The sequence below is a fragment of the Enteractinococcus coprophilus genome, assembly GCF_006716305.1.
GTDB lineage: Bacteria > Actinomycetota > Actinomycetes > Actinomycetales > Micrococcaceae > Yaniella > Yaniella coprophila.
Window position 1 is genome coordinate 581,153 of record NZ_VFOU01000003.1, and the last position, 22,347, is coordinate 603,499.

A 22,347-nucleotide genomic window follows, 5' to 3' on the forward strand; every position below is an offset into this window, starting at 1 on the left:
TTTTTTCATCGATTTTCCTTGCGAATTGCTTAGATAGCAACTACATTGATTTACTAGCAACACAAAGTGATGTGGGTCACATGCCACGTCATACGCTCCGATCGGTATTCACAACAGAAGATCCCAGCGGTTTCTCCGGGTTTGAATCTCCCATCCGCTGTCACTCTTTCACTCAAACTTGCGATATAACTTCCATGCCATTTCCATATAGGAGGAACACATGAAGCGCATAGGTGTAGACGTTGGTGGCACTTTCACCGACTTGTATTACTCAGATGATGAATCACGCACTGGGTTTGTCGAAAAAGTCCCCTCAACTCCAGAAGACCCATCGATCGCCGTTGTTGACGGTCTGAAGCGCTTGGTTGCCAAGGCCGGTATTACGCTGGCCGAGGTGGACCAGGTTGTCCACGGCACGACAGTGGCTACCAACACCGCGCTGACCCATAAGGGCGCAGAAGTCGGCATGATCACCACCGAGGGCTTCCGCGATATCTTGCACATCGCCCGCCATAAAAAGCCGCACAACTTCTCACTGCAGCAAGACCTCCCATGGCAGACCAAACCACTGGTCAAACGCCGCAACCGCCTGACCGTCAACGAACGCATCACCGCACCCTTCGGAGATGTACTGCGTGCACTGGATGAAGATGAAGTCCGCGACCGCGTCCGCCAGCTGAAAGCCGCCGGCGTTGAAGCTATCGCCGTGTGCCTGCTGCACTCCTACCTCAACCCTGCCCACGAACAGCGCATCGGCGAAATTGTTCACGAAGAATTCCCCGAAGCCTACCTGTCGCTGTCCAGTGACATTGTCCCGCTGTACCGCGAATACGAACGCTTCTCCACCACCGCCCTCAACGCCTACGTTGGTCCACGCGTTTCGAACTACCTCTATCGCCTGCAAAACGAGATCGAAGCCCTCGGCTACGGTCGCGAAATCCTGCTGATGCAGTCCTCCGGCGGCATGGTTCCGATTAAAGAAGCCGCAAAGCGCCCTGTGTCCTTGATGATGTCGGGCCCTGTTGGTGGGCTGATCGGTGGTCTCTGGGCCGGCGAACAGTCTGGCTTCAAGAACATTGTCACCCTCGACATTGGCGGCACCTCGGCCGATATCGGTGTGGCCTACCAGGGCGAATTACGCATGCGCCACCTGCTGGACACCAAAATTGGTGACTACCAGGCCATGATCCCAATGGTCGATATCGACACCATTGGTGCCGGTGGCGGCTCGATCGCCTACGTCGACCAGGGCGGAGTCTACCGCGTTGGACCACAGTCGGCTGGTGCTGACCCAGGTCCGGTCTGCTACAACCGTGGCGGTGAAGAACCCACCTCGACCGACGCCCAGTTGCTGCTGGGCCGTCTGCGCCCAGAGCGCATGCTGGCTGGTTCCGGTATCGACCTGCGCCCAGACCTGTCACAGGATGCCATGAAGAAAGTGGCAGACCAGCTGGACATGTCAGTTGAAGAAGCCGCTCTTGGTGCCCTACAGCTGCAGAAATACGGCATGACCCAGGCGATCGAAGAAAACTCGGTCCGCCGCGGGTATGACCCTCGCGACTTCACCCTGGTTGCTGCCGGCGGGGCCGGTGGGTTGTTCGCTTGCGAAATTGCCTCCGAACTCGAAGTGCCAAACGTACTGGTCCCGGCAAACCCCGGCATTATTGCCGCCCTGGGGCTACTGGCCACCGATGAGCGCTACGAATTCGTCTCGACCGTGCGCTTCCGGCTGGCTGACGCGGATTGCCCAGCCTTGCAGGCCTCCTACGAAGGACTCGAAGCTCAGGCCACCGCGCAGTTGGATGCCGAGAGCATCGCCCCAGAGCACCGCAAGCTGCAGCGTTTGGCCGATGCCCGTTACGAAGGCCAAGGTTACGAGATTCGTTTCGATGTTCCCGATGGTGAGATCACTGATGCCTGGTTGGCCGAAGCCGAAGCTCGCTTCCATGAGGCCCACGAAGAAGAATACGGCCACCGCTTCTCCCACAGCGCTGTTGAACTGATCAACATCCGGGTTGAAGCCACCGCGGTCATGACAGATCTGCCCGCTGTGAAACCAACCACCCAAGCCTCGCTTGCAGATGCCCTGCTCGAAACCCGCGACGTGACTTTCGACGTGGGCGGCAAACCAGCAACCCTGGCCACCCCGTTCTACGATCGCGAAAAACTGGCCATCGGTCAAAGCTTCGAAGGTCCAGCCATTGTCGAACAGTACGATGCGACCACCGTGGTCCCTCCGGGCTTCGGTGTCACGATCGATGAAGCCGGCAATATGGTGATTGCTTGCCCAGCCAATGAATCCTCCGCAGAAGACCTGGCAACCCCAATTCTGATGCGCGTGATCGGTGGTGCGTTGAACTCGGCCGCCAAGGAAATGGCCTCCGTGCTATTCCGTATGGCATATTCCTCGATCATTCGTGAATCCGAGGACCTCGGCGCCGGACTATTTGATGTCGATGGCAACGTGCTGGCAGAGTCGGATTCCACCCCGATGTTCATGGGGTCGATGCCGAAGATCGTCAAAGGTGTCATCTCGGAGCTCGGTGATGATATCAACGAAGGCGATATCATCCTGCACAACGACCCCTACCTGGGTGCGACCCACTCCCCTGACGTGGCGATCATCAAACCGATCTTCTACAAAGGCAACCTCGTAGGTTTCTCGGGTGCCTCCGGGCAGCTGATCGATAACGGTGGCGCACACTCGGGTCTGATGGTGGATATCCAAGATATCCAGTCTGAAGGGCAGATCTTCCGGGCGTTGAAGATCTACGACAAGGGCGTCCGCCAAGAACCGCTGATCAAGCACATTCTGGATAACACGCGCACACCAACCTCCAATAAGGGTGACTTCCAGGCCATGATCGCAGCGACCGAGTTGGCATCCAACCGCTACCTGTCGCTGGTGGAACGCTATGGCTTAGAAGCTGTACAGGATTCCGGCCAGGCCTGGATCGATTACTCCGAGACCATGCTGCGCCAGGAAATCGCCAAGATCCCAGATGGTGTGTACGAAACTGAAATCGGCTACCTCGATGATGATGGTCGCAACTACGGTAAGAAACTGCCGATCGCCGTCAAGGTCATTATCGAAGGTGACGAGATCACCTACGACCTGACCGGCTCGTCCGAACAGGTGCCAACCGCATATAACTGTGCGTTTGAAGGCACGACCGTCTCGGCGTTTACCTTCATTACTCGCATGATGTTCTTAGACGAAGTCGCCTTCCCGGTCCACGTTCCGCAGAACGAGGGCATGCTGAAACCACTGAAGGTGATTGCACCGGAGGGTACGATCTTCAATCCGAAGTACCCGGCGGCAACCTTCTCCCGGTTCTCGCAGGTCCAGCGTGCGGTTGACCTGGCACTGCGTGCCTTGGCACCGGTCATGCCAGAAAAGGTCACCGCCGGAAACTCCGCCCATATTCACTTCATGTCGTACTCCGGTTGGGATGAAGTCCAAGGCGAATACTGGGTCTACCTGGAGGTCAACGAAGGTGCCAACGGTGCCCGCCATAACGGCGATGGTCCGGACTCGGTGGACAACCTGATTGCTAACACCCGTAACAACCCGATTGAAGAGCTCGAGTGGCGCTTCCCAATGCGCACCGACCGCTACGAACTGCGTGACGAACCGGCAGCAGCTGGCGAATACCGCGGTGGTATCGGGATCGTTCGCGAAAACACGTTCCTGACCGACACGGTCATCACGTGTGAAGGTGAACGCCACGAATCGGACCTGCCATGGGGTGCCCACGGTGGCCACCATGGTCGCAACGCCTCGCTGATCAAAAACCCAGGCCGCGACGGCGAAGAATCCTGGCCATCGAAGGTCACCGGGCGCCAGCTTGAAGCCGGCGACTCGATCCAGATCACGGTCCCATCTGCCGGTGGCTTCGGGGACCCAACCAAGCGCGATCCAGCCAAGGTATTAGAAGATGTGCTGGATGACTTCACCACCCGTGAGGCCGCGCGTGAAGATTACGGTGTCGTCCTGGTCGAAGTTGATGGTCGCCTGACCGTTGACGAAGACGCGACCGTTGCCCTGCGCGCCGAAATGGCCCAGTCGGTGGGAAAAGCACCCGCAGCGGCGACCGTGTAACCGGTTACCGCGCCCGATAATAACTGAATACTCCTGAGAACAACCACCCCGCGGGGAACAGCGCCAAGCGTTGCTCCCCGCGGGTCCTCATACCCACACCTTTTTCACACGTCTTCACGGCCACACCTCAACACTATGCGTTTTCTTCTTCATTGAAGCCCTCACTCAAGGAGTCGTTATGCAAGATAACGCCCACGCATTTCGTAAGATCAGCCTGAAGGAAACGCGGTTCGTCACGCTCATCGCCTTCTTCGCCTGGACCATCGCGGTCTACGATTACATTCTCTTTGGCACCCTGCTCCCCCGTATTGAAGAAAGCTTCGGCTGGGACTCCAGCCACGCCCTGTTAGTTTCCACCCTGGTATCCGCCGGAGTCTTCCTCGTCATCATTTTGTTTGGCCCACTGATCGATAAACTCGGGCGACGTAAAGGCATGATGGCCTCCGTCGGCGGCTCAGCCGTTGCCGGTGGCGCCAGCGCGCTAGCCCAAGGCTCCGTCAGCCTAGTGGGGATCCGCGCCCTATCCGGTGTAGCCCTAGCCGAACAGTCTGTCAATGCCACGTATCTGAATGAAGTCTTCGCACTGTCAGAAGACAAGAAAGTCAAAAAGAACCAGGGACTCATCTACGCGTTCGTCCAGACCGGATGGCCCGTCGGTGCGCTCATGGCAGCAGGCTTCGTCGGCCTGGTGACCGCCTGGTTCGGCCCAGAAAACTGGCGCCTGGCATTCTTGATCTCAATGATCCCAGCCGCCGTTGCCTTTGGCCTGATCTACTTCTTCCTCAAAGAAACCCCGCAGTTCAATGCAATGAAGCAGATGAAGGCCTACCAGAAGGCCGGGAATATGGAAGCAGCCCAGGCGATCTCAGATGCCACTGGCCTGAAGATGCACACCGAAGCTCCACTGAAAATGATCTTCAACAAGCTCCACCGCCGCAACACCCTGGTGCTGTGCTTCGCCTGGATCCTGAACTGGATGGGCATTCAGACCTTCTCCGTGCTGGGCACGACCGTATTGGAAACCGGTAAAGGCGTTGACGCCTCCAGCGCCCTGCTGATGATTATCGTTGCCAACATCGTCGGCGCACTGGGTTACCTGACCCACGGCTGGCTCGGTGACCGATTCGGCCGCAAGAACGTTATTGTCTTCGGCTGGATCATCGCCGGTATTGCGTTTACCGCGATGATGTTAGGCCCAAGCAATGCCGCATTCGTTGTCCCGATGTACATGATCGGGCTGTTCTTCCTGCTGGGCCCATACGCAGCCATCATGTACTTCCAGGCCGAATGCTTCCAGTCGGAATGCCGTGGTACCGGGTCTGCTTTCATCGTCTCGATGAGCCAGCCGGGTGCTGTGATCGGTGGGTTCATTCTCACCGCACTGGTGACCGCGAACTTTGGTTTGAGCAACGCCACGATCGTGATTGCACTGGGCGGCGTCCTGCTGTCCGGTTTGATCATGATGCTGGCTCGTCCGGTCAAACAAGAAGTGACCGAAGAACAACCAGTTTCTGTGACTGTCTCATAAACTCCTGGCATTGTCCTGTCGCCAGGGAACAAGGGCCGGCACCATCCAGCTGCAACGTTGGTGGTGTCGGCCTTTCTGTTTTCATGGTGACGTCTGCACATCCTATAGTGATACGCATTGTGGGCCAGCGGGATATCAAAGCAGCCCACCGAACACGGTTAACGGTACCAACCCCGCTCCCAGCATCCACAAAGATTAAGCATTAAGCCGTGCAGTCTCCCAGGCCAAAACCCTAGCTTTCTTTCGCTGCATACTAGAGGAATCCGCGAATTTCGCCATTACGCTGGGCCGTTAAATCATCTAGCGAGGAGACTTCAAACTGACTTTTTCAGTAACTCCAAAGAGAACTACCGTTCATGGAAGTCCAAGTGTTTGACTGATAGCATTTCGACTAACAGTAGATTTCTTAATTGTTTCTGTTGGGCTGGGGCACCCACAAATTACCGCCGGGAGGTGTCAAGCGTGGATGCGGACATAAGACTAACTGTCGATGACGGACGGGCTGCTAATCCAGCGCACTTTTTTACGGCAGGCATGCGCCTTCTCGAACTCCTAGATGATCTTTCTGAAACGGCCACGCTCGAATGGGTGTTTACGGACCTCAAATTGGGATCTGCGGTTTCAGGCATTGCAGCATCAGAACAGCACAGGCACGAGGGCGCCGTGGTAACCAGGTCAGCGGTTGAAGGACTCAGTAGAATTCGATCTGGTCAATCTGCTCCCAGTGATTGGAATCCTAACGCCATCAAGACGGCGAAAAATATGGTTCGCGAGGTTGGTGAGCATGCAAAACTTGAGCGACATGGGAGCGTCGTGTATCTAGACCAACAGCTCAGCGAAGGTCTAGAGAACGCAACTCCCTGGGTACGGGAGTTCTATGGCTCGGTCCGAGGAACACTCACTGGGTTTAATGTGACGCGGGGAAATAGGGGGTCAATTAAACCTCATGGTGGGGGGCGTGTCATCCACGTAAAGTTTCCTTCTGGCCTTGCTAAAAAGATGCGCGACGGTCTGCTTCAATTTGTCGAAGTTGAGGGGCTTATTCGACAAAATGACGAAGGCCAGACTTATTATGTTTCCGCTGATGACATACGGGTCGTAGAAGAACCCAAACTGTCGTGGGCCGAGTTACGTGGGTATATGCCTGAGATAACTGGAAACATGTCAATTTCTGAGCATCTAGACGCCATTCATGGGCAGGATGCTCTAGAGGGACCGCATGGCAAAGCCTGATATCCCTCGCGTACTTATCGATTCCTCTGCGCTACTCGCCGTTATTAAAAACGAGCCCGAATCTCGGCGGCTCGACGGTCTCCTACGTATGATCGATGAAGATGAAGCGATGCTAGTCGAATCAGTAATCGTATTGGGTGAAGTTTTCAAAATCTCAGAATCTGCTGGAGTCTCAGATAGTGCAGAACGTGAGAGGAAGCTGGAAGCCATTCGGAGCCTGATTCAGTCTCGTAAGGTACTGCTCCAGGATGTTAGTCTCCCGATTATAAATAAAGCTACAGAATACCGGCTCAGTCAGAAAATGAGACTGCCAGACGCTATTCACCTAGCAACGGCAGTTTTAAACAGGTGTGACTGGCTAGTGACTCTCGACAGAGACTTCAAACACGAGTATGGAATCAAAATATTCCGCTTGGAAGATATCAGAAATAACTCGTCTAAACTTCCGTGGGAAAGCGGAACTCAATACGAACTCTTTGCTCCTAGTGATACGAACGTGATTCAGTTGAGAAAATGAAAGAGAGCACTCACAGGCGGGCGATTCTAGATATCATGCTGCCCGGGCTTTAAGTTAGAAGATTTGCGGTACACCGGAAACTTGATTCGGATTTGTATTGAATCCGAAGATATTATGTACGTAAAGCAGTATCTGACGGCAAATCGGCTCCCTTTTCTTACAGTGAAGATGCAGCCACACTGTCTTCTCAGGTGACAGCAGACCTCTGTGTATCCAAGCTCTTCGGCCAAATATTCTGCAGGCCCAACGAAGATACACAATACCGGTAAAAACGAGCACCGGTGTCGTGTGAGTGGACTCTGCAGATCCTCACATTGTGCATTTGGTGTTAACCTGAAAAATTTGCGGAGATTCTCAGCCGCTCATCGGTACCCAGCGCATATACGGGACAGTTAGTCTGCCACTAGAACCTCATTGTCATCCGAAAGGATCATCATGACCACGTGGCTTATCACCGGTTGCTCCACAGGGCTGGGTCGCGCGCTCGCCCAGCAGGTACTCGAAGCGGGACACAACGCCGTCATCACTGCACGTAATGTTGAGACACTTACGGAGCTTGCCGAGCAATATCCAGACACCACGTTGACGCTACCGCTGGATGTAACCAACGCAGAACAGATCGCTTCTGCCGTTGATGGAGCGACCGAACAGTTCGGCGGGATTGATGTGCTGGTCAATAATGCAGGCTATGGATATCGTGCTGCAGTTGAAGAGGGCGAACCCGACCAGATTCAGCAGTTATTTGCGACGAACTACTTCGGTGCGGTCACGATGATCCAAGAGGTGCTGCCGGGGATGCGGGAGCGCGGCTCCGGGATGATCATCAACATTTCGTCGATCGTAGCGCAGCGTAGTAGCCCGGGCTCAGGTTTTTATGCGGCAACGAAAGCAGCACTGGAATCAACGTCGGAGGCACTCCAGCAAGAAGTTGGCCCGCTGGGTATTCGCGTATCTATCGTCCAACCCGGCCCCTTCCGCACCGATTTCGCGGGGCGCTCTCTGCAGCAGTCTGCCGAACCGATTGCAGCATATGCCGAAACGGCAGGGCAGCGTCGCAAAGAAACCGACACGTTGGATGGCAACCAAGCCGGCGATCCAGTCAAGGCGGCTCAGGCCATTATCACGCTTGCTGAACAGGAGAGTCCCCCAATGCGCCTGGTGCTCGGCAAACAGGCGCTTGAGCTCGCCGAGACAGATCTCAATCAGCAGCTTGATGACCTCATGGATTGGGAGTACCTGGGACTGGACACAGATTACAACCGCGCTGATATGTGACCCATTTTTCATAACATAGTTAGCAGTGAAATTATCGATCGGGTTAGCTCTCGGTCTCCTCATCCCACCTCCACGTGGACTACACTTTGTGTATACGTTATTCATACCGGAGGTCACTCATGAAACTCGACGCAGTTTTCACCTTGAAACTAGACGAGGAGTTACGCAACGCCTTCGTCGCTGAGGCTGCTGAGGCGCATCGCCCGGCTTCCCAGGTTGTTCGTGAGTTGATGCGGGAGTATGTCGAGAAACAACGTCGCGCACGGGAGTATGAAACCCTTCTGGAGAAAAAGGTCGCATCGGCTCGGTCATCGCTACGCGCTGGAGAGGGTATCAGTAACGAAGAGGTTCGTGTCAATTATGCTGCGCGGCGGCCGGACAGCCAATGAGAGTAGTCTGATCGACACAAGCGTTAAGCGACCGAGACGCCATATGGGACTTTATCACCTCTGACGATATCTGCGCCGCGATGCGAGTTGACACAGACTTCGCCGATGCTGTGGAAAACCTCGCCGAGTACCCCGAGCTAGGGAAACCTGGTTTGGTTTCGGGTACGCGCGAGCTTTTCCAGTTCACAACTATCGGATCGTCTATGAGGTCAATGGTCAGGAAGTATGGATACTAGCGATCGCGCAAACTTCACGACTCTGGCCGGAGTAAATTTTTCATCGCCCTTTCTTGCATCCGAATACAACTCGATGATCTCATGGACTGGGAATTCTTGGGACTCCCCACCGACTACGCCTAACTGTGCCGACTAACTCAGTTGCTGGAGACGGCGATGCCAGAACAAGATCCCGGCGCCACCTGCAATCATCAGGATCCCGCCGATTGCCAGTAAAGCGGATGCAGCGCCGGTAGTTACGAGGCTATCCTCCGGGGCAGAGCGGGTATCTTCCGTCGATTCCGCACGGGCGTCCTCTGGGCTGGAAGGACTCTCTTGAGGATTCGAGACGCTCTCTTGAGGTGCAGCGTCCGTGGGTTGATCGGGTCGAACGATTCGTCGCGATTCCACCCGTCCTGGCGCCTCGTTCGTACCCGTAGTGCGTTCTTCAACCGGTGCGACGTCATCAGGACTCTGTGTATCAAGCAGCGCCTGGACCAGGGCGTCGGTACCAATGAAGGGTGCCTGTGCCGGTATGAGCGGCACATCTTGCGGGCCGAAGAGGAACCCTTCAGGTGCGCTTGCGGGGTTGTTCGCTGCGGCACCGTTCCTGGTATTGTCGGCTTCGTTCGAACCACGTTCAGCTACCGCGAACGGGCTGGTGAGAGATTCTAATGCCGTCTGGGTTTCAGTCGTGACTGGTGATGGTTCCGGCGCCTGGACGCTTGGTCTTACTGTGGGTTCTGCCGTTGATTCGAGCAAATACTCGATCGCCGGCGGAGTTTGAGTCTCATCGTCTTCTTCCGGGTCTTCGTCGCCGGGGGCATCTTCAGGTGCGTCTTCTGAGGCTGATTCAGTGTCGCCACTCGGGCTCGGAGTCGGGTCATCTTCAACGTCAGGGGTGGGCGCGACTGGCGTGACTGAAACCTCCCTTTCCCGGGGAGTTTCGTCGTCGGTAGCAAACGATGGGAGTGCGCCGACGGTGGCGATCAGGACGCCGATGGCGCTGGCGGATAATACTGGCCGGAGTTTCATTGCTGTTTCCTGACATGCCAATAAATGAAATTGCTGGTCTAGAACACTGCACTCTTGAGGTTGAGAGGAATGTTCGAGCCAACGATTTATGCTGTGTAGTGACAATACTTATTGTGCTACACATCACGAACAGGGTCAGCGGACACGCCAAGTTCGTTCGTCATGACTAGACGATTGTTGGACAAGCGCAACACTAAAGGGCGTAGTCATAGCCGTCATCGAGCCTGCCACGAGTCATGGATTACCTGTCGCTGACCTCCTGCGCTGGCTGTTACTCCGCTGCTGAGAGCCGCCCTCTGCGCGCCGACAGGTGGTCGGCCATTTTCGTTTGGATCTTGATGAACATGTAGAGCAGCCCGATGGCACCCAGTCCACCGAGTGCAGCTCCGGCAACGACATCGTGTGGGAACTGTTCGCCAGCCAGCGCACTGGCTACACTTTCCAAGATGGCCAATGGGAACACCAAATACGCCGTCCACGGCACGGAGTATGCAATCCCAACGGCGAGCGCGAAGGCAATGACTGCAAAGCTCGAGGGGTAGGCGAAACTGGCATCGGGCGGACATGTGCCACCCAGTTCTTCAAGGTGGCATGGGCGGGGTTTGCCGTAGGTGTTTTGCAGGACAAAGCTGATAACGGTGATGGCCAGCGTGGTGAGACCACCAAAAATCAGCCGAATAAACGCCAGGTTCTCGTTGAGTACCCAGGTGCGGATGAGCATGCCGAGGTAGCTGATAGCCAGGATGATCATGGCGATCGGTGAGATCACCTCGCCGATGCCAATCCAGGGTTTTACAGCCAGGGTTTGGGACAGTTCAGCACTCCACTGCGGAACTTCAATGAGCCCGCCGATGATTGCTGCGACTAGCAGCCAGATTAGAACCGGTCCAACGATCTGTCGTGTCCCCAAAATGCCTTCACGCCTTTGCCATTACCAGTGCGCTTGATGTGCGCACATCATCGTATTAACTCTAATGCGCTTGAAGCATGGGCGCCCAATTGGTTCGACGTGTGAGAAACCGAAAGCCCTAAGGTTCGGTCACTACGCACGCGGCACGGCTATCGGAGCTACCTGGGCAAGCATCGGCGCTTGAACGATCACTGGAATCTTTTACTAAGACTCTTGTGCTCACCGGAGTTTCTCCCTGGCCGGGTTATTGGTGATCAGTTAGCCTGGGGGACGATGAGCCAGCTCACGCTGCTCTAGAAGTGAGATTACTTCCCACGACCGTATAGAAACAACAATTCCCTACCATGGAGCAGGTGACGAAATGGACAGCTTTCCGGTGTCTGGATGGCTCATATTGCTCGTTCCACCGATTCTGATGATCACATCAGTGGTTCTCTTTTACCTCAGAGAACTGAAGAAGGAACGACTCGAAGACCAGCTACTTCAACGAGAAACTGGATCGAGGGATTGATGTGGAACAAACAACGGGCATCTTAATCATCCTTGTTCTGTACCTGGTCTTGATGCTGGGTATTGGAATCTGGTCAGCTAAGACCAGTCAACAGGGCTCCTCGGATTATTTCCTCGGGGGCAACCGAGTTGGTCCCTGGGTCCTGTCGATGAGCGAAAAGGCTTCTGAGAGCAGCGGGTTTATGACGGCTGGTCTGCCAGGCGAAGCGCATTCCTCCGGCATGAGTGCTGCGTGGAATGCAGTCTCGAGTGTCTTTTCGATCTTCAACTGGGTTTTCTTCGCCAAACCGCTTCGGCGCTTATCTGAGCTGCTCAAATCGTTAACGATCCCGGATTACTTATCCTCCAGATACCAAGATCATTCACATATTATGCGCGGTGTCTCGATCGTGATGATGACAGTGTTTCAAACGGTCTATATCTGTGCACAATTTGTAGCTTTTGGCATCCTGTTTGAAGCTGTACTCGACATGAGCTTTGTCACGGGTGTCATTGTCGGTGGGGTTGTCACTACCCTGTACACGATGGTGGGTGGCTTCTTTGCAGTGGCCATCACGGACTTTATCCAAGGTCTACTGCTCGCCGTGGCCTTTGTCGTGCTTCCCATTGTGGGGATCACCAAGGTCGGTGGATTCACTCAGTTAGGAAATACCCTGACGGAGTCGATGGGTTCTGATTTCCTGAAACCATTTTTTGATAATCCCACGCTGACTTTTGCCGGGCTCATCGCAATCATCAGCTACCTGTTTATTGGTATCGGCTTCAACGGTGCGCCCCACGTGCTGGTTCGCTACATGGCACTGCGTACCACCCGTGATGTGAAGAAGATCGCCCTGATTGGGATCATTTGGATGATGATCGCATATTACGGTGCCGTTCTGATCGGTCTTGCTGGTGCGGCCCTGTTCCCGAACATCGATAATCCCGAAGAGATCTTCCCACTGATGGCTTTAGAGCTGTTGCCCTGGTGGCTGGCCGGCGTGATTATCGCCGCCGCCCTGTCAGCCTTGATGTCCTCCATTGACTCGATGCTGCTGATCACCTCGTCATCCATTGCCGAAGATCTGTGGAATAAGATGTTTTACAAGGGCAAGCTGAGCCAGAAGAAGACTATCGTGGTTTCTCAAATCTCTACCGTCGTCATCGGTGTTGTCGCGATATTGATCGCGCTCAACCCCTTCGACTCGGTTTTCTGGCTGGCGGTATTCGCCTGGGCGGGGCTGGCCACCTGTTTCGGACCACCAGTCATTCTGTCGCTGTATTGGAAAGGCGTGACCAAATGGGGTGCCATCGCCGGCATGATCGTTGGTCCCGTAGTAACCATCTTGTGGTACTTCTGGCCACCCATTGACATCTACGAAGGTGGACCAGCATTTATCGCGGCGCTGATTACCATCGTCGTGGTGAGTCTGCTCACTCAAGCACCCCACGATGAGGATTTCGAAAAGATGTGGGCCGACTACAACGAGAAAAATGCGACAGGTACACCGTCGTTCCTCGCCTCGGATTATGCCTACCTGAAAAGCTTGCAGGCTGAAGAGGATCTGCAATTGAAATCCGATCAGCACATTGTGCGCGATTTATTGGACAAGAAACTGACTGTGGCGCGTCCGTTTACCACCGTGAAAGGGAGTGCCGCATTTGGATCAGCCACCTAGCGGCTCGCGTGTTATTCGTCTTATTAACACCCCGTACGACCTGACGGGCCGAGATATCGTGTGCTATCCGAACCTGCTACTGGGGTTCAAGATTGAGGTCCCTCGACTCTTTCTCACGCCCCGAACAGTCTATTCGGCCATCACCGTAGATTTGGTCAAAGGCCAGGCCGCACGATCTAATATGTTCCCCGAGTCCGACGAGATCGAGATCAGTGATGATGCACTCGTCCCTCGGTTAATCAGCAACGACGCCGCCATTGAGGTGGCTCAGAATCTGGTGTTTCGATGGTTGCGGCATAAATACAAGATTTATAAGGAACCTGGCATCGAGGTGGTCAAGCAACAAGAGACGTATAAGGCGTTCTTCTACACGCAGGACGCCAAGAACCAAACGCTGCTGGTCGATTCGGTCAAGGGTATCGAGCTAAACCAGTAATCGGTTCACTGAGAAGAACCCAGCGGTCCTCTCCGACTACTCCGGGAGGACCGTTGTGGTTTAACACGGTGGCGCCGGTCTTGGATAGCACCGTCTCCATAGAATTGCTGAATGACGGGAAAGATCACGATGGTCTTCTGAGCTTGAAACGCGATAACTGCTGCGATCATCCCACTGATAAGAAACCCCGGTCCGACACCGTTATACCCCAGATACCAGGTAACCACGCTCATTCGCCACCAGAACATCCACCACATCTTGAAAAACGCGCCCATATCCGGCTACGTTACCTCGTCTGCAGAAGATGTCCACCGTTTATGTGCCGCCAACAGAACGGTGGTGAGTAGTCCATGACGCTCAGTCGATGAAGTTTGTGCCACTCTCCTAGATCCACGGCAAGCAGTAGGCCACGGCGAACAGACACACGACCAGGCCCACTACGACGTCACCGGCATGCACACGGATGGGCCGATACACGGTGCGTGGTTTGAGTCCAAAGCCGCGGGATTCCAGCGACGTCGCTATTCTTTCTGAGCGACGTAGGGCCACGATCAACACGGTGAAGACCAGCCGCCCGGCGTCTTTGATCGTGAGCTTGGGTTTGCCTTTGCGATTCAGCTTCGCTCCGCCATGGCGCATGACTTGTGCTGCCCGGATGGTCTGCCATTCTTTGGGCAGGCCCAGCAGTAACTGGTAACCGGCGAGCACGGCGAAGGTGATCGAGGCGGGCAGCTTGAGGTTCTGATTCAGCGAGCGCATCAGATCCACGGGCGCGGTCGAGGTCAGAAACAGGATGGATGCGACCCCGATGACCAGGGTCCTGCCCGCAAGCGCCGCCCCGATGACAACGCCGTCCTCGGCACGGGCCAACACGTTGACCAGGAATAGGCCGAATCCGAAGGCTATGAATGGAATGTGGGCGAAAGCTAGCCAGCGGGCGGGGACGTTGCCGATGGTCAGGGCGATGATCACCAGGGCTGCCCAGAGCAGGGCGGGGCGGATGGGTTCCCAGATGAACAGCATGGACACGGACACCACAAACAGGGTGATGAGTTTGACCGAAGGATTCCAGCGGGTTATGGCTCCGGGTTCGACCAGGGTGGAGGGGTGTTGGAGGGTCAGGGTGGTCATACCAGGGCTCCTTGGGTGACCGTGATGGTGCGGGTGGCCCAGGCATCGGCGAGGCGGTGGTCGTGGGTGATGATCACGACCGCGCCGTCGGAGTTGGCGTGGGCTGTGAGTTCGTCGAGCATGGTGGTGGTTGCCGCACGGTCCAGGCCGAAGGTGGGTTCATCGGCTAACAGGACCGTGGGTTCGGCACGATGTTGAGCGGCGAGCAGGCCGGTGACGACCGAGAGGCGGCGTTTTTCTCCACCAGATAGGCGGAAGGGGTTGAGTTCGGCCAGGTGGTCGATACCGAGTGCAGTGGAGAGTCTCTGCACGGCGGTTTCGGTGGCAGCATCGGTGTTCAGGCCGAAACGTAGTTCATCGTGCACGCTATGGGTGAGGAATTGGTGTTCAGGATTTTGGAACACCATGACCGGTGGGCGCCCGGTGATGTCGCCGTCTACGGGCAGCAGGCCTGCCAGTGCCATGAGCAGCGTGGTTTTGCCGGTGCCATTGGCGCCCATGACCGCGACCCGCTCCCCCGCGTGAATGTCCAGGTCAATATTGGTGACGATCGGATCGACCTTCGGTGCCGGGCGGACGGTCAGGTTGCGAGCGCGCAGGAGCGGGGCGGCGTCAGTCAGCGTTGAGGTGGGGTATTCGGGCAGGCGCACACCCGGGGTCCACACGCCGTTAGCTTCGAGCTGGTTTGCGTGTTCAGTAAGCACCTGGCGGGTTGGGCCATCGGCTTGGATGCGGCCGGCATCAATCACCACGGTGCGTTCGGGGAGGCCGGGGCCCTCGGCGAGCTCATCCAGCCGGTGTTCGACTAGAATCAGCGCGCCGTCGTCGCCGGTGAGTTCGGTGAGCACCTGCATCACCGCAGCGACACCTGCGCCGTCGAGCATCGAGGTCGGTTCATCGGCCAACACCACACTGGGTTGTGCTGCCAGAGCTGCGACCGTAGCGATGCGCTGAATCCAGCCGCCCGACAGGCTCTGGGTGCGATGATGCAGCAGGTGGTCGGCGTCCACGGATGCTAAAAGCTTGTGGACACGTGCCCCGATTTCGGCTGGGTCCACCCCGTGGTTTTCGAGCGTCAGAGCGATTTCGTCTTCCACTAATGGCAGCGTGATGCTGGCGTGTGGGTCCTGGGGCACGTTGCCCACGGTCCGGCTGAGATCGGCCACGGTGTTGGTGATGACTGGTTTGCCAGCCACGAAGCAGTCACCTGAGATGTGCAGTGGGACCGAGTGCGGGATGACCCCGCGGATGGCATTCAGCAGGATGGATTTTCCGGCCCCGGATGCGCCCAGCAGTAGCAGTTGTTCCCCGTGGTCGACGGTCAGGTTGATGTCTTCCAGTAGCACCCGCTGGCTGCGCGGATCCACGGCAGTGAATCCGCGCAGCTCAACTAACGGTGTCGGGGTCGACCTCATTGTGCCCTGCCGATGGCGTAGTTATCGACCACACCGGTTTTCTGGATGGCTTTGACTAAGACCCAGGCCAGGATGCCGCCCAGGAGAATGCCCGAAACCCCTTGGATGCCCAGGCGCAGCAGGAAGATCTCTTGGCCAAACCAGCCCGAGCGGATGGCAGACCACCAGAAGACTAAGAAGGCACCAAGAAACCCGCTGATCGCGTACCGGGTGATGCCAAATTTCTTATAGCGCCCGATGGCAAAGGGCAACTCGGAGCCGAGACCCTGTAGAAATGCGGCGATGAGTAGCATGGGGCCCGCCGGCGAGCCCAGAAACACGAATTCCATGGCCGCGGCGATGATTTCCGCCAGGATCCCGGATCCGGCTTTGCGGGTGATGGCCACGGCTAGCGGTGCAACCAACAGCCACCCGCCGAATAAGAAGTGTTGGGCAAGATCGCCGGCCGGGCCCATGGCAATGGCCAGGCCGTTCCAGGCTTGAACCAGTGCCCAGTAGACAAACCCAAAGACCACGCCCAGCACGACCACGAGCACGAGGTCTTTCAGCTGCCATCTAAACGGGCTGTCATACGGGTTGCGGTAGGTAGAGTGCTGTTGTGCGGTGGTGGTCATGCTGCACCACCTGTGGTCCGGGCGCTTGGAGAATCCAACGACACTGAGATGTGCGAAACGACGTGGGGGACGTGTTCGCCGACTTTGGCCCAGGCGTTGAATATGACGGCGAGCACACCGGAGAGGTCGCCGCGCACTGTGGTCGCGAAGTGGTCCTCGGTGACCTCAAGCCCGGAGTCTTTGACTTCTTGGATGGCGTCCATGATCGGCTCCATGTGCGGTAGATTGCCGTCGGTCAGCGGGTAGAGCGACCAGGAAGCGACCGCTGGGATACCGGCTCTGTCGAGGTAAACGCGTTTTTCGGGTGGCATTTCGCCGGGAACAAGTTCACAGGATGCGCCACCCGGGCAACCACGCGACAACAGAATGTGGCTGGTCAGGTGACGTCGTCCAGACCCTAAAGACACCGAGTGAATCAGTGTTGCCGCATAAGCTGCGAGTTTTTGGGCGGCGTCGCCGGTTTTGACGCCCACGTAGGTCGAGACTTCACCGGTTTGGATATCCACCCCCTCGGTGAGCCCGTAGGGTGTCAGGACGTTGTGGGTATGTCTGATGGCATCTAAGATGATGCGTTCAAAGTCATCGGCGTGCGGGTGAATGCTGATGCGCATCCCTATGCCGATGTGTTCGGGTGTCAGCTCTGCCCCGGACGTTTGGGGCGATGGTGTTGGACCACTCACGGTGGTCTCCCTTCCGACCACCGGGCTCTCAACAACTCGAGAGCTTCGGACCTCTCCCTACGCCAGCATGATCTGGATCAGGTGAATCGGGTCTGCGGCATCTCCGCACTCTCAGCACCAGTTTCAGTGCACCCCGGGGTCTATGTCGTTCACCACCATAGCGGGTTTTATTCGCGACTGTTCGACGTTGCGCTTTTCGGCGCAACAGAAAACCCCGGCCGGATAGCGAACTTGTGTTCGACCCGACCGGGGTGTGGTTGCGTTATAAAAGGTTAGTTGGAGCTCATGGCGCTGCTCATCATCGCTTCCATGATTCGCTCTTGCGCTTCTTCCTGGCTGATGACTTGCGAGTCTTCTGGACGTTCTGGGGATTCAGTTTCGCCCCACTTGCTGAATTTCATGGTCTGACCGTCATCGGAGATTTCATAAAATCGGGGTGCATCGTGGTCTGCGATCAAGACGAGTTCCTGACCTTCGTTCTGACCTTCGTAGACCCACACGTCAATGTCATCGCGAACCTCATGAGTTCCCTCATCTGAAATATCGTCCCGAGTGACCACTGTGTCATCGTCATCTTCTTCGCCATTCCATCCGTCTTGGAGAGTCTCGAAGATCTCACTGATCTTGAATTCAACGGCGTCGTCAGAGAAATCATCGCTCAGATCAATCCACGTATCTGCAAATTCCTCAGTCGCTGCGTCGAACTGTTGCTGTTCCGCATCACTGAGAGCTTGAGCGCCAATGAGTTCAAATAAACCATCTCCGGCCATGTAAGCCTCGTCTTGGCCGAAAGCGCGCATGAGGTCATTATCCCCAAATCCGATGGCTGTCGCAGATCCATCGAGCGGCCCATAAATAGTCGCGCTCAGGTCTTCCTCACCTGAGGCACCGCTAAACAATTCACTATTTTCGGTATTGCCAAACATCTCCACGTCGGCGGTGATCGTGACAGATCCTTCTTCCTGCATGGTTTCCCACATCAGGTCATCGATTTCGGACAGTGCTGGTACGTCTTCAACGCCTTTTCCACCACAACCGGCGAGGACGATCATCGAGGTAACAGCGGTCCCGGCCAGCAAGCTTCGGGTCATACGTTTCATGGTTCTCTCCATCTTGAGGTGCGTAGTGAGATTTCATAATCGCGGGAGACCCCTCGCCGAACGCTTGGAATCCACCGATATATCCAGCCTTCGAACGTAGCATGCAGGCTTCGTAGCACGTAGGACAGTGACCAAATCTCTAAAAGTAATCGAAAGCAATCACCTTTTTATACTTGATTTCACTTGTAACTCTTTCTTATATTTCGACAGCATCGGCGAACCTTGTGAACAAACTACTTTGAGTCCCTACGGAGGACAGGAGCATTGCCCAGAGTATTCGTCCATCAGCTTTCTACACAAGACCCGCATCACCCTTCTTTGTTCATTTGTCACGAAGACAGAGGAAACCGCACTACCGCAGATTGTGATCCGAATGTCGGCATCTATACAACGTCGACGGCCCCCAAGAGAAATAGACAGGACTGAAACCAGCCCGCGATAGCGACGGTGGCGTCCAATGACCAGTGGGTTTCGCGTAGCGAACTAGACAATAGCACCAGTCAGCAACATAGACTCGGAGCTTCTCGACACGAAGTAGCATATTGGGATGGGTCACAAAGTACCGATGACAATTGCCACCGCATTGCGTCAAATCCAGAATCGCCAGCTGATACTGCCCGCGATCCAACGCGAGTACGTTTGGAAACCACGGCAGGTCATCCGCGTCTTCGACTCGATTATGCGCGGATATCCAATCGGCAGCTTCCTTTCCTGGAAGGTTCTCCCCGAGACAATCAGCAAGTTCAAGTTCTATGGATTCATGAAGGATTACAGTGCCTTCGATAATCGCCACAACCCTGTGATTGACATTCCAGCAGATAGAGAGATAATTGCCGTCCTCGATGGTCAGCAGCGATTAACTTCTCTCAACATCGGGCTTCGTGGAACCTACGCTTATAAAAATCATGGTGGCTGGGCTAACAAGCCGTGGTCCTATCCAGTACGCACCCTTCACCTAAATCTGGCAGAAGAAGCGCCAGAGAACGAACTCGGCCTCAAATATCATTTTCAATTCCTCACGAAGGATGATGTAGAACGAGCGGCGAACGACCCGAACAAGCGATGGCTACCAGTCCCCGAGGTCTTCGAGGCATCAGATACTTCGGCTTTTATACAGCTGCTGGCCAAGCACGGAGTGGGAAACGATCCGTACGCGTCAGCGTTGGCTAGCAAGCTCTGGGACGCGATTCATAAAACCGCCAGCCTCCACTTCTATGAAGAGGATGACCAAGATATCGAGCGTGTGTTAGATATCTTTGTCCGGGTCAACTCTGGAGGAACAGTTCTTTCCTATAGCGACCTGCTTTTGTCTATTGCCACTGCTCAATGGGAGGGCGACGCCCGAGCGGCAGTCCATGGACTGGTGGACTCCCTCAATCAGACTGGCAACGGCTTTAGTTTCACACGCGACACTGTGCTGAAGTCGGGGCTAGTGATGGCCGATGTTCGCGACATTGGCTTCAAGGTCAAAAACTTTACAGCGACCAACATGGCCAAGCTCGAAGCCGGCTGGGATGCTATGGGTAACTCACTGCAAGTCGCCGTTGGGCTACTCAGTGACTTCGGTCTATCAGGTGGGTCGCTCACTGCAGATAGCGTACTCATCCCCGTCGCCTATTACGTTCATCACCGCGGCCTCGATCACTCATACCGCGAATCGCCCAAAACTCGAGACGACCGTGAGACGCTTCGATCGTGGGTTCTACGCTCCCTGATCGTGCGAGGCGTCTGGGGTTCAGGCTTGGACACTTTGCTGCGTGACTTACGTGAGGTCATCAAGTCACAGGGTAATTCATCATTCCCTGTCATTGAGATCGAGCGGGCGATGTCACTACGAGGTAAGCCGCTCACTGTTACCGACGCCTTAATTGATGATATTTTGAGTCTGAAGTATGGCAAGGCTCGTACCTTCGCAGTGCTTGCAGCACTGTTTCCGCACGTCGACACGCGAAACCAATTCCACATTGATCACGTATTCCCCGCAAAGTTACTCGATAAAAGAACTCTACGCCGTGAAAAGGACGGCGATGGATCACCACGATTCGCTCCAGAACAGATCGACGAGCTCATCGATCGCAGGGATCGTCTGCCCAACCTTCAGCTTCTTCCTGGTCTTGAGAACATCGGCAAGTCTGCCAAGACACCAGAGGGGTGGTTGGTTGAAGAGTATTCGGAGCTCGAAAACCGCAGCGCTTTCGTTGCTCGGAACGCGCTACCACAGTCTCTTCCTAACTCCTTAACAGAGTTCATGAGCTTCTACGATAAGCGGAGTGCAATTCTGACCGAACGCATCCACAACTTACTCACGTCTCACCTCCCAGATCCTTCGACTGCGAATACGACAGCTCTCGTTGACTTTGATGAGGAACTCGCTGAAGGCGATGATTCTGATTAAGAGCTCAGCCGATTTCTTTCGCCGATTTCCATATTAATCTGCAGATTCCTGGAGACATAGATATCCGCTTGAAAGCATCTAGACAGAATGCTTTCGCTGACGCTGTTAAACTCGCGTCTCTCGGTTCGTGTGCCTGACCCACTGTTTTCATACTTAATAGCGGCACAAGCCGCTTAAGTCCATGACGGGGAAACCACCAAATCAATACGTCGAACAGCCGTTATACCCCATCTATAAAGCCGTGCTTGCGGATGGAGCCACCAACCGAGAACCTCGTCGTCTCATCCGGAAAGCCTATAGCCTCTTCCGATCCCTCTGTGCCCCGCTAATCTATTAATACTGTATGGTCCCATTCGTATTGTTCGGGTGAAGACGTGGCGTAGCGGAGTCGATAGGGCTCTACTGCGCGAAACTCTTCCGCTAAGATCCTCACCAGGTCAGCCCCGGTCAACCAGGTGCGCTTGAGCCGTTGTGTTCTAAACTCGCCGAAGCCAAGATAGGCCAATTCGTCTGAGGCAATGAGTTCGTCCAGGGTCAGGTTGGCGCGCATAGTCCCGATACGTAGCACGCTCACGGGCAGGCCCGATGCATCGCTAGCAAACCGGCCCAGTGCTTCCATATAGGCTTTGGCCGCACCGTACATACCGTCTGGTCGCGGCGGATCTGAGGGTTTCACGTGGCCGTTACTACGTCCGGCAAGATGTTCGCGTTCGTACCACCCGGCAGCGTGATTACTCGACGCCAGGACCACGCGACGCGTACCGTGTTGGATTGCTGCGGCCAGGATGCGGTTGGTTGCATCGATTTCGATGGCATACAGGCCAGCTTTCCCGTCGGCAGCACCCGTTGCTAGGTGAAGCACATAGTGTGCTTCGGACACCAGCTGGTTCAGCAGTGCGTCGTCGTCGAGGTCAGCTTGATGTATTTCGACGAAATCCTTGTTCTCGATGAGTGCTGCGTCAATGCCTACCAGCTCGTGTGATTCCGACAGTTGGGCTGTGATGAGGCTGGCGACGGTACCGGCAGCACCGGTGATGAGTATGCGTTTGCCCTCGGGTTTGGGTATCCAGGTGAGGCCCTCTGCGGGGGCTTGAATTGGCAGGTCCATGGTGGACTCCCGTCGTGTTGCGGAGTTCTCGTGGCTCCACAATACGCATCACGCGGCCGCGCATGTCTACCCGTTGTGTGCGATACAGCGCATGAA

At 55.6% G+C, this 22,347-nt stretch carries 17 protein-coding genes, 1 pseudogene and 1 riboswitch; of the genes and pseudogenes, 10 read left to right on the top strand and 8 right to left on the bottom strand.

Going from position 1 to position 22,347, the window contains the following annotated elements; translation table 11 throughout:
- The first annotated feature begins 220 nt into the window (after positions 1-220).
- The 7 genes and pseudogenes from FB556_RS10650 to FB556_RS13890 form a co-directional block, all read left to right on the top strand.
- Positions 221-4,102, top strand: a complete 3,882-nt coding sequence (locus FB556_RS10650; protein ID WP_141867470.1) for a hydantoinase B/oxoprolinase family protein — start codon at positions 221-223, stop codon at positions 4,100-4,102.
- 178 nt (positions 4,103-4,280) lie between these two features.
- Positions 4,281-5,630 carry an MFS transporter gene (locus FB556_RS10655; protein ID WP_141867472.1) on the top strand — a complete coding sequence of 450 codons (1,350 nt, stop codon included), beginning with the start codon at positions 4,281-4,283 and terminating at the stop codon, positions 5,628-5,630.
- A 462-nt stretch (positions 5,631-6,092) separates the two neighbouring features.
- The gene (locus FB556_RS10660; RefSeq protein ID WP_141867474.1) at positions 6,093-6,863 is read left to right on the top strand and encodes a hypothetical protein; all 771 of its coding nucleotides are present in this window, start codon (positions 6,093-6,095) and stop codon (positions 6,861-6,863) included.
- Entirely contained in the window at positions 6,850-7,380 is a 531-nt protein-coding gene (locus FB556_RS10665; protein WP_141867476.1) for a type II toxin-antitoxin system VapC family toxin, read from the top strand. Before FB556_RS10660 ends, FB556_RS10665 begins: the two co-directional genes overlap by 14 nt.
- A gap of 435 nt (positions 7,381-7,815) precedes the next feature.
- Positions 7,816-8,655 carry an oxidoreductase gene (locus FB556_RS10670; protein WP_141867478.1) on the top strand — a complete coding sequence of 280 codons (840 nt, stop codon included), beginning with the start codon at positions 7,816-7,818 and terminating at the stop codon, positions 8,653-8,655.
- A 119-nt stretch (positions 8,656-8,774) separates the two neighbouring features.
- Entirely contained in the window at positions 8,775-9,044 is a 270-nt protein-coding gene (locus FB556_RS10675; protein ID WP_141867480.1) for an antitoxin of toxin-antitoxin stability system, read from the top strand.
- Positions 9,045-9,067: 23 nt separating this feature from the next.
- Positions 9,068-9,315 (top strand): annotated as a pseudogene (locus tag FB556_RS13890) (type II toxin-antitoxin system RelE/ParE family toxin); the annotation flags it as partial.
- 97 nt (positions 9,316-9,412) lie between these two features.
- Here the strand turns inward: FB556_RS13890 and FB556_RS10685 are convergent.
- On the bottom strand, positions 9,413-10,294 hold the full coding sequence (locus FB556_RS10685) for a hypothetical protein (protein ID WP_141867482.1): 882 nt from the start codon (positions 10,292-10,294) through the stop codon (positions 9,413-9,415).
- 271 nt (positions 10,295-10,565) lie between these two features.
- Positions 10,566-11,204: a phosphatase PAP2 family protein gene (locus FB556_RS10690; RefSeq protein ID WP_141867484.1), complete on the bottom strand. Its 639-nt coding sequence runs from the start codon at positions 11,202-11,204 to the stop codon at positions 10,566-10,568.
- Between the two features lie 512 nt (positions 11,205-11,716).
- On the opposite strand from FB556_RS10690, the gene FB556_RS10695 reads away from it, so the two are divergent.
- Positions 11,717-13,372: a sodium/proline symporter gene (locus FB556_RS10695; protein ID WP_211344031.1), complete on the top strand. Its 1,656-nt coding sequence runs from the start codon at positions 11,717-11,719 to the stop codon at positions 13,370-13,372.
- Positions 13,356-13,808, top strand: coding sequence for a hypothetical protein (locus tag FB556_RS10700; protein ID WP_211344032.1), 453 nt, complete (start codon positions 13,356-13,358; stop codon positions 13,806-13,808). The genes FB556_RS10695 and FB556_RS10700 overlap by 17 nt, the downstream gene beginning before the upstream one ends.
- A 384-nt stretch (positions 13,809-14,192) precedes the next feature.
- On the opposite strand, the gene FB556_RS10705 is transcribed toward FB556_RS10700, so the two are convergent.
- The 5 genes from FB556_RS10705 to FB556_RS10725 all read right to left on the bottom strand — a co-directional run bounded on the left by FB556_RS10705 (position 14,193) and on the right by FB556_RS10725 (position 18,748).
- Positions 14,193-14,939: an energy-coupling factor transporter transmembrane component T family protein gene (locus FB556_RS10705; RefSeq protein WP_141867486.1), complete on the bottom strand. Its 747-nt coding sequence runs from the start codon at positions 14,937-14,939 to the stop codon at positions 14,193-14,195.
- Positions 14,936-16,354 (bottom strand): ABC transporter ATP-binding protein, encoded by a 1,419-nt coding sequence (locus tag FB556_RS10710; protein WP_141867488.1) that lies wholly within the window; start codon positions 16,352-16,354, stop codon positions 14,936-14,938. The genes FB556_RS10705 and FB556_RS10710 overlap by 4 nt, the downstream gene beginning before the upstream one ends.
- Positions 16,351-16,968, bottom strand: coding sequence for an ECF transporter S component (locus tag FB556_RS10715; protein ID WP_141867490.1), 618 nt, complete (start codon positions 16,966-16,968; stop codon positions 16,351-16,353). The genes FB556_RS10710 and FB556_RS10715 overlap by 4 nt, the downstream gene beginning before the upstream one ends.
- Positions 16,965-17,648 (bottom strand): YkoF family thiamine/hydroxymethylpyrimidine-binding protein, encoded by a 684-nt coding sequence (locus tag FB556_RS10720; RefSeq protein WP_141867492.1) that lies wholly within the window; start codon positions 17,646-17,648, stop codon positions 16,965-16,967. The genes FB556_RS10715 and FB556_RS10720 overlap by 4 nt, the downstream gene beginning before the upstream one ends.
- 36 nt (positions 17,649-17,684) lie before the next feature.
- Positions 17,685-17,794: riboswitch (TPP riboswitch) on the bottom strand.
- Positions 17,795-17,920: 126 nt separating this feature from the next.
- Complete coding sequence (locus FB556_RS10725) at positions 17,921-18,748, bottom strand: hypothetical protein (RefSeq protein ID WP_141867494.1); 828 nt, start codon at positions 18,746-18,748, stop codon at positions 17,921-17,923.
- 565 nt (positions 18,749-19,313) lie between these two features.
- Between FB556_RS10725 and FB556_RS10730 the strand changes: the two genes are divergently transcribed.
- Entirely contained in the window at positions 19,314-21,143 is a 1,830-nt protein-coding gene (locus tag FB556_RS10730) for a DUF262 domain-containing protein (protein ID WP_246057395.1), read from the top strand.
- 325 nt (positions 21,144-21,468) lie between these two features.
- Here FB556_RS10730 and FB556_RS10735 read toward each other — a convergent pair whose 3' ends face one another.
- Complete coding sequence (locus FB556_RS10735) at positions 21,469-22,251, bottom strand: NAD-dependent epimerase/dehydratase family protein (RefSeq protein WP_141867498.1); 783 nt, start codon at positions 22,249-22,251, stop codon at positions 21,469-21,471.
- Positions 22,252-22,347 lie beyond the last annotated feature (96 nt).

Bases quoted from the DNA above. Each gene is read 5' to 3' on its own strand.
- FB556_RS10735 (WP_141867498.1), bottom strand. From the start codon at position 22,251: ATGGACCTGCCAATTCAAGCCCCCGCAGAGGGCCTCACCTGGATACCC.
- FB556_RS10650 (WP_141867470.1), top strand. From the start codon at position 221: ATGAAGCGCATAGGTGTAGACGTTGGTGGCACTTTCACCGACTTGTAT.
- FB556_RS10665 (WP_141867476.1), top strand. From the start codon at position 6,850: ATGGCAAAGCCTGATATCCCTCGCGTACTTATCGATTCCTCTGCGCTA.
- FB556_RS10725 (WP_141867494.1), bottom strand. From the start codon at position 18,748: ATGAAACGTATGACCCGAAGCTTGCTGGCCGGGACCGCTGTTACCTCG.
- FB556_RS10730 (WP_246057395.1), top strand. From the start codon at position 19,314: ATGACAATTGCCACCGCATTGCGTCAAATCCAGAATCGCCAGCTGATA.
- FB556_RS10685 (WP_141867482.1), bottom strand. From the start codon at position 10,294: ATGAAACTCCGGCCAGTATTATCCGCCAGCGCCATCGGCGTCCTGATC.
- FB556_RS10675 (WP_141867480.1), top strand. From the start codon at position 8,775: ATGAAACTCGACGCAGTTTTCACCTTGAAACTAGACGAGGAGTTACGC.
- FB556_RS10705 (WP_141867486.1), bottom strand. From the start codon at position 14,939: ATGACCACCCTGACCCTCCAACACCCCTCCACCCTGGTCGAACCCGGA.
- FB556_RS10670 (WP_141867478.1), top strand. From the start codon at position 7,816: ATGACCACGTGGCTTATCACCGGTTGCTCCACAGGGCTGGGTCGCGCG.
- FB556_RS10710 (WP_141867488.1), bottom strand. From the start codon at position 16,354: ATGAGGTCGACCCCGACACCGTTAGTTGAGCTGCGCGGATTCACTGCC.
- FB556_RS10715 (WP_141867490.1), bottom strand. From the start codon at position 16,968: ATGACCACCACCGCACAACAGCACTCTACCTACCGCAACCCGTATGAC.
- FB556_RS10655 (WP_141867472.1), top strand. From the start codon at position 4,281: ATGCAAGATAACGCCCACGCATTTCGTAAGATCAGCCTGAAGGAAACG.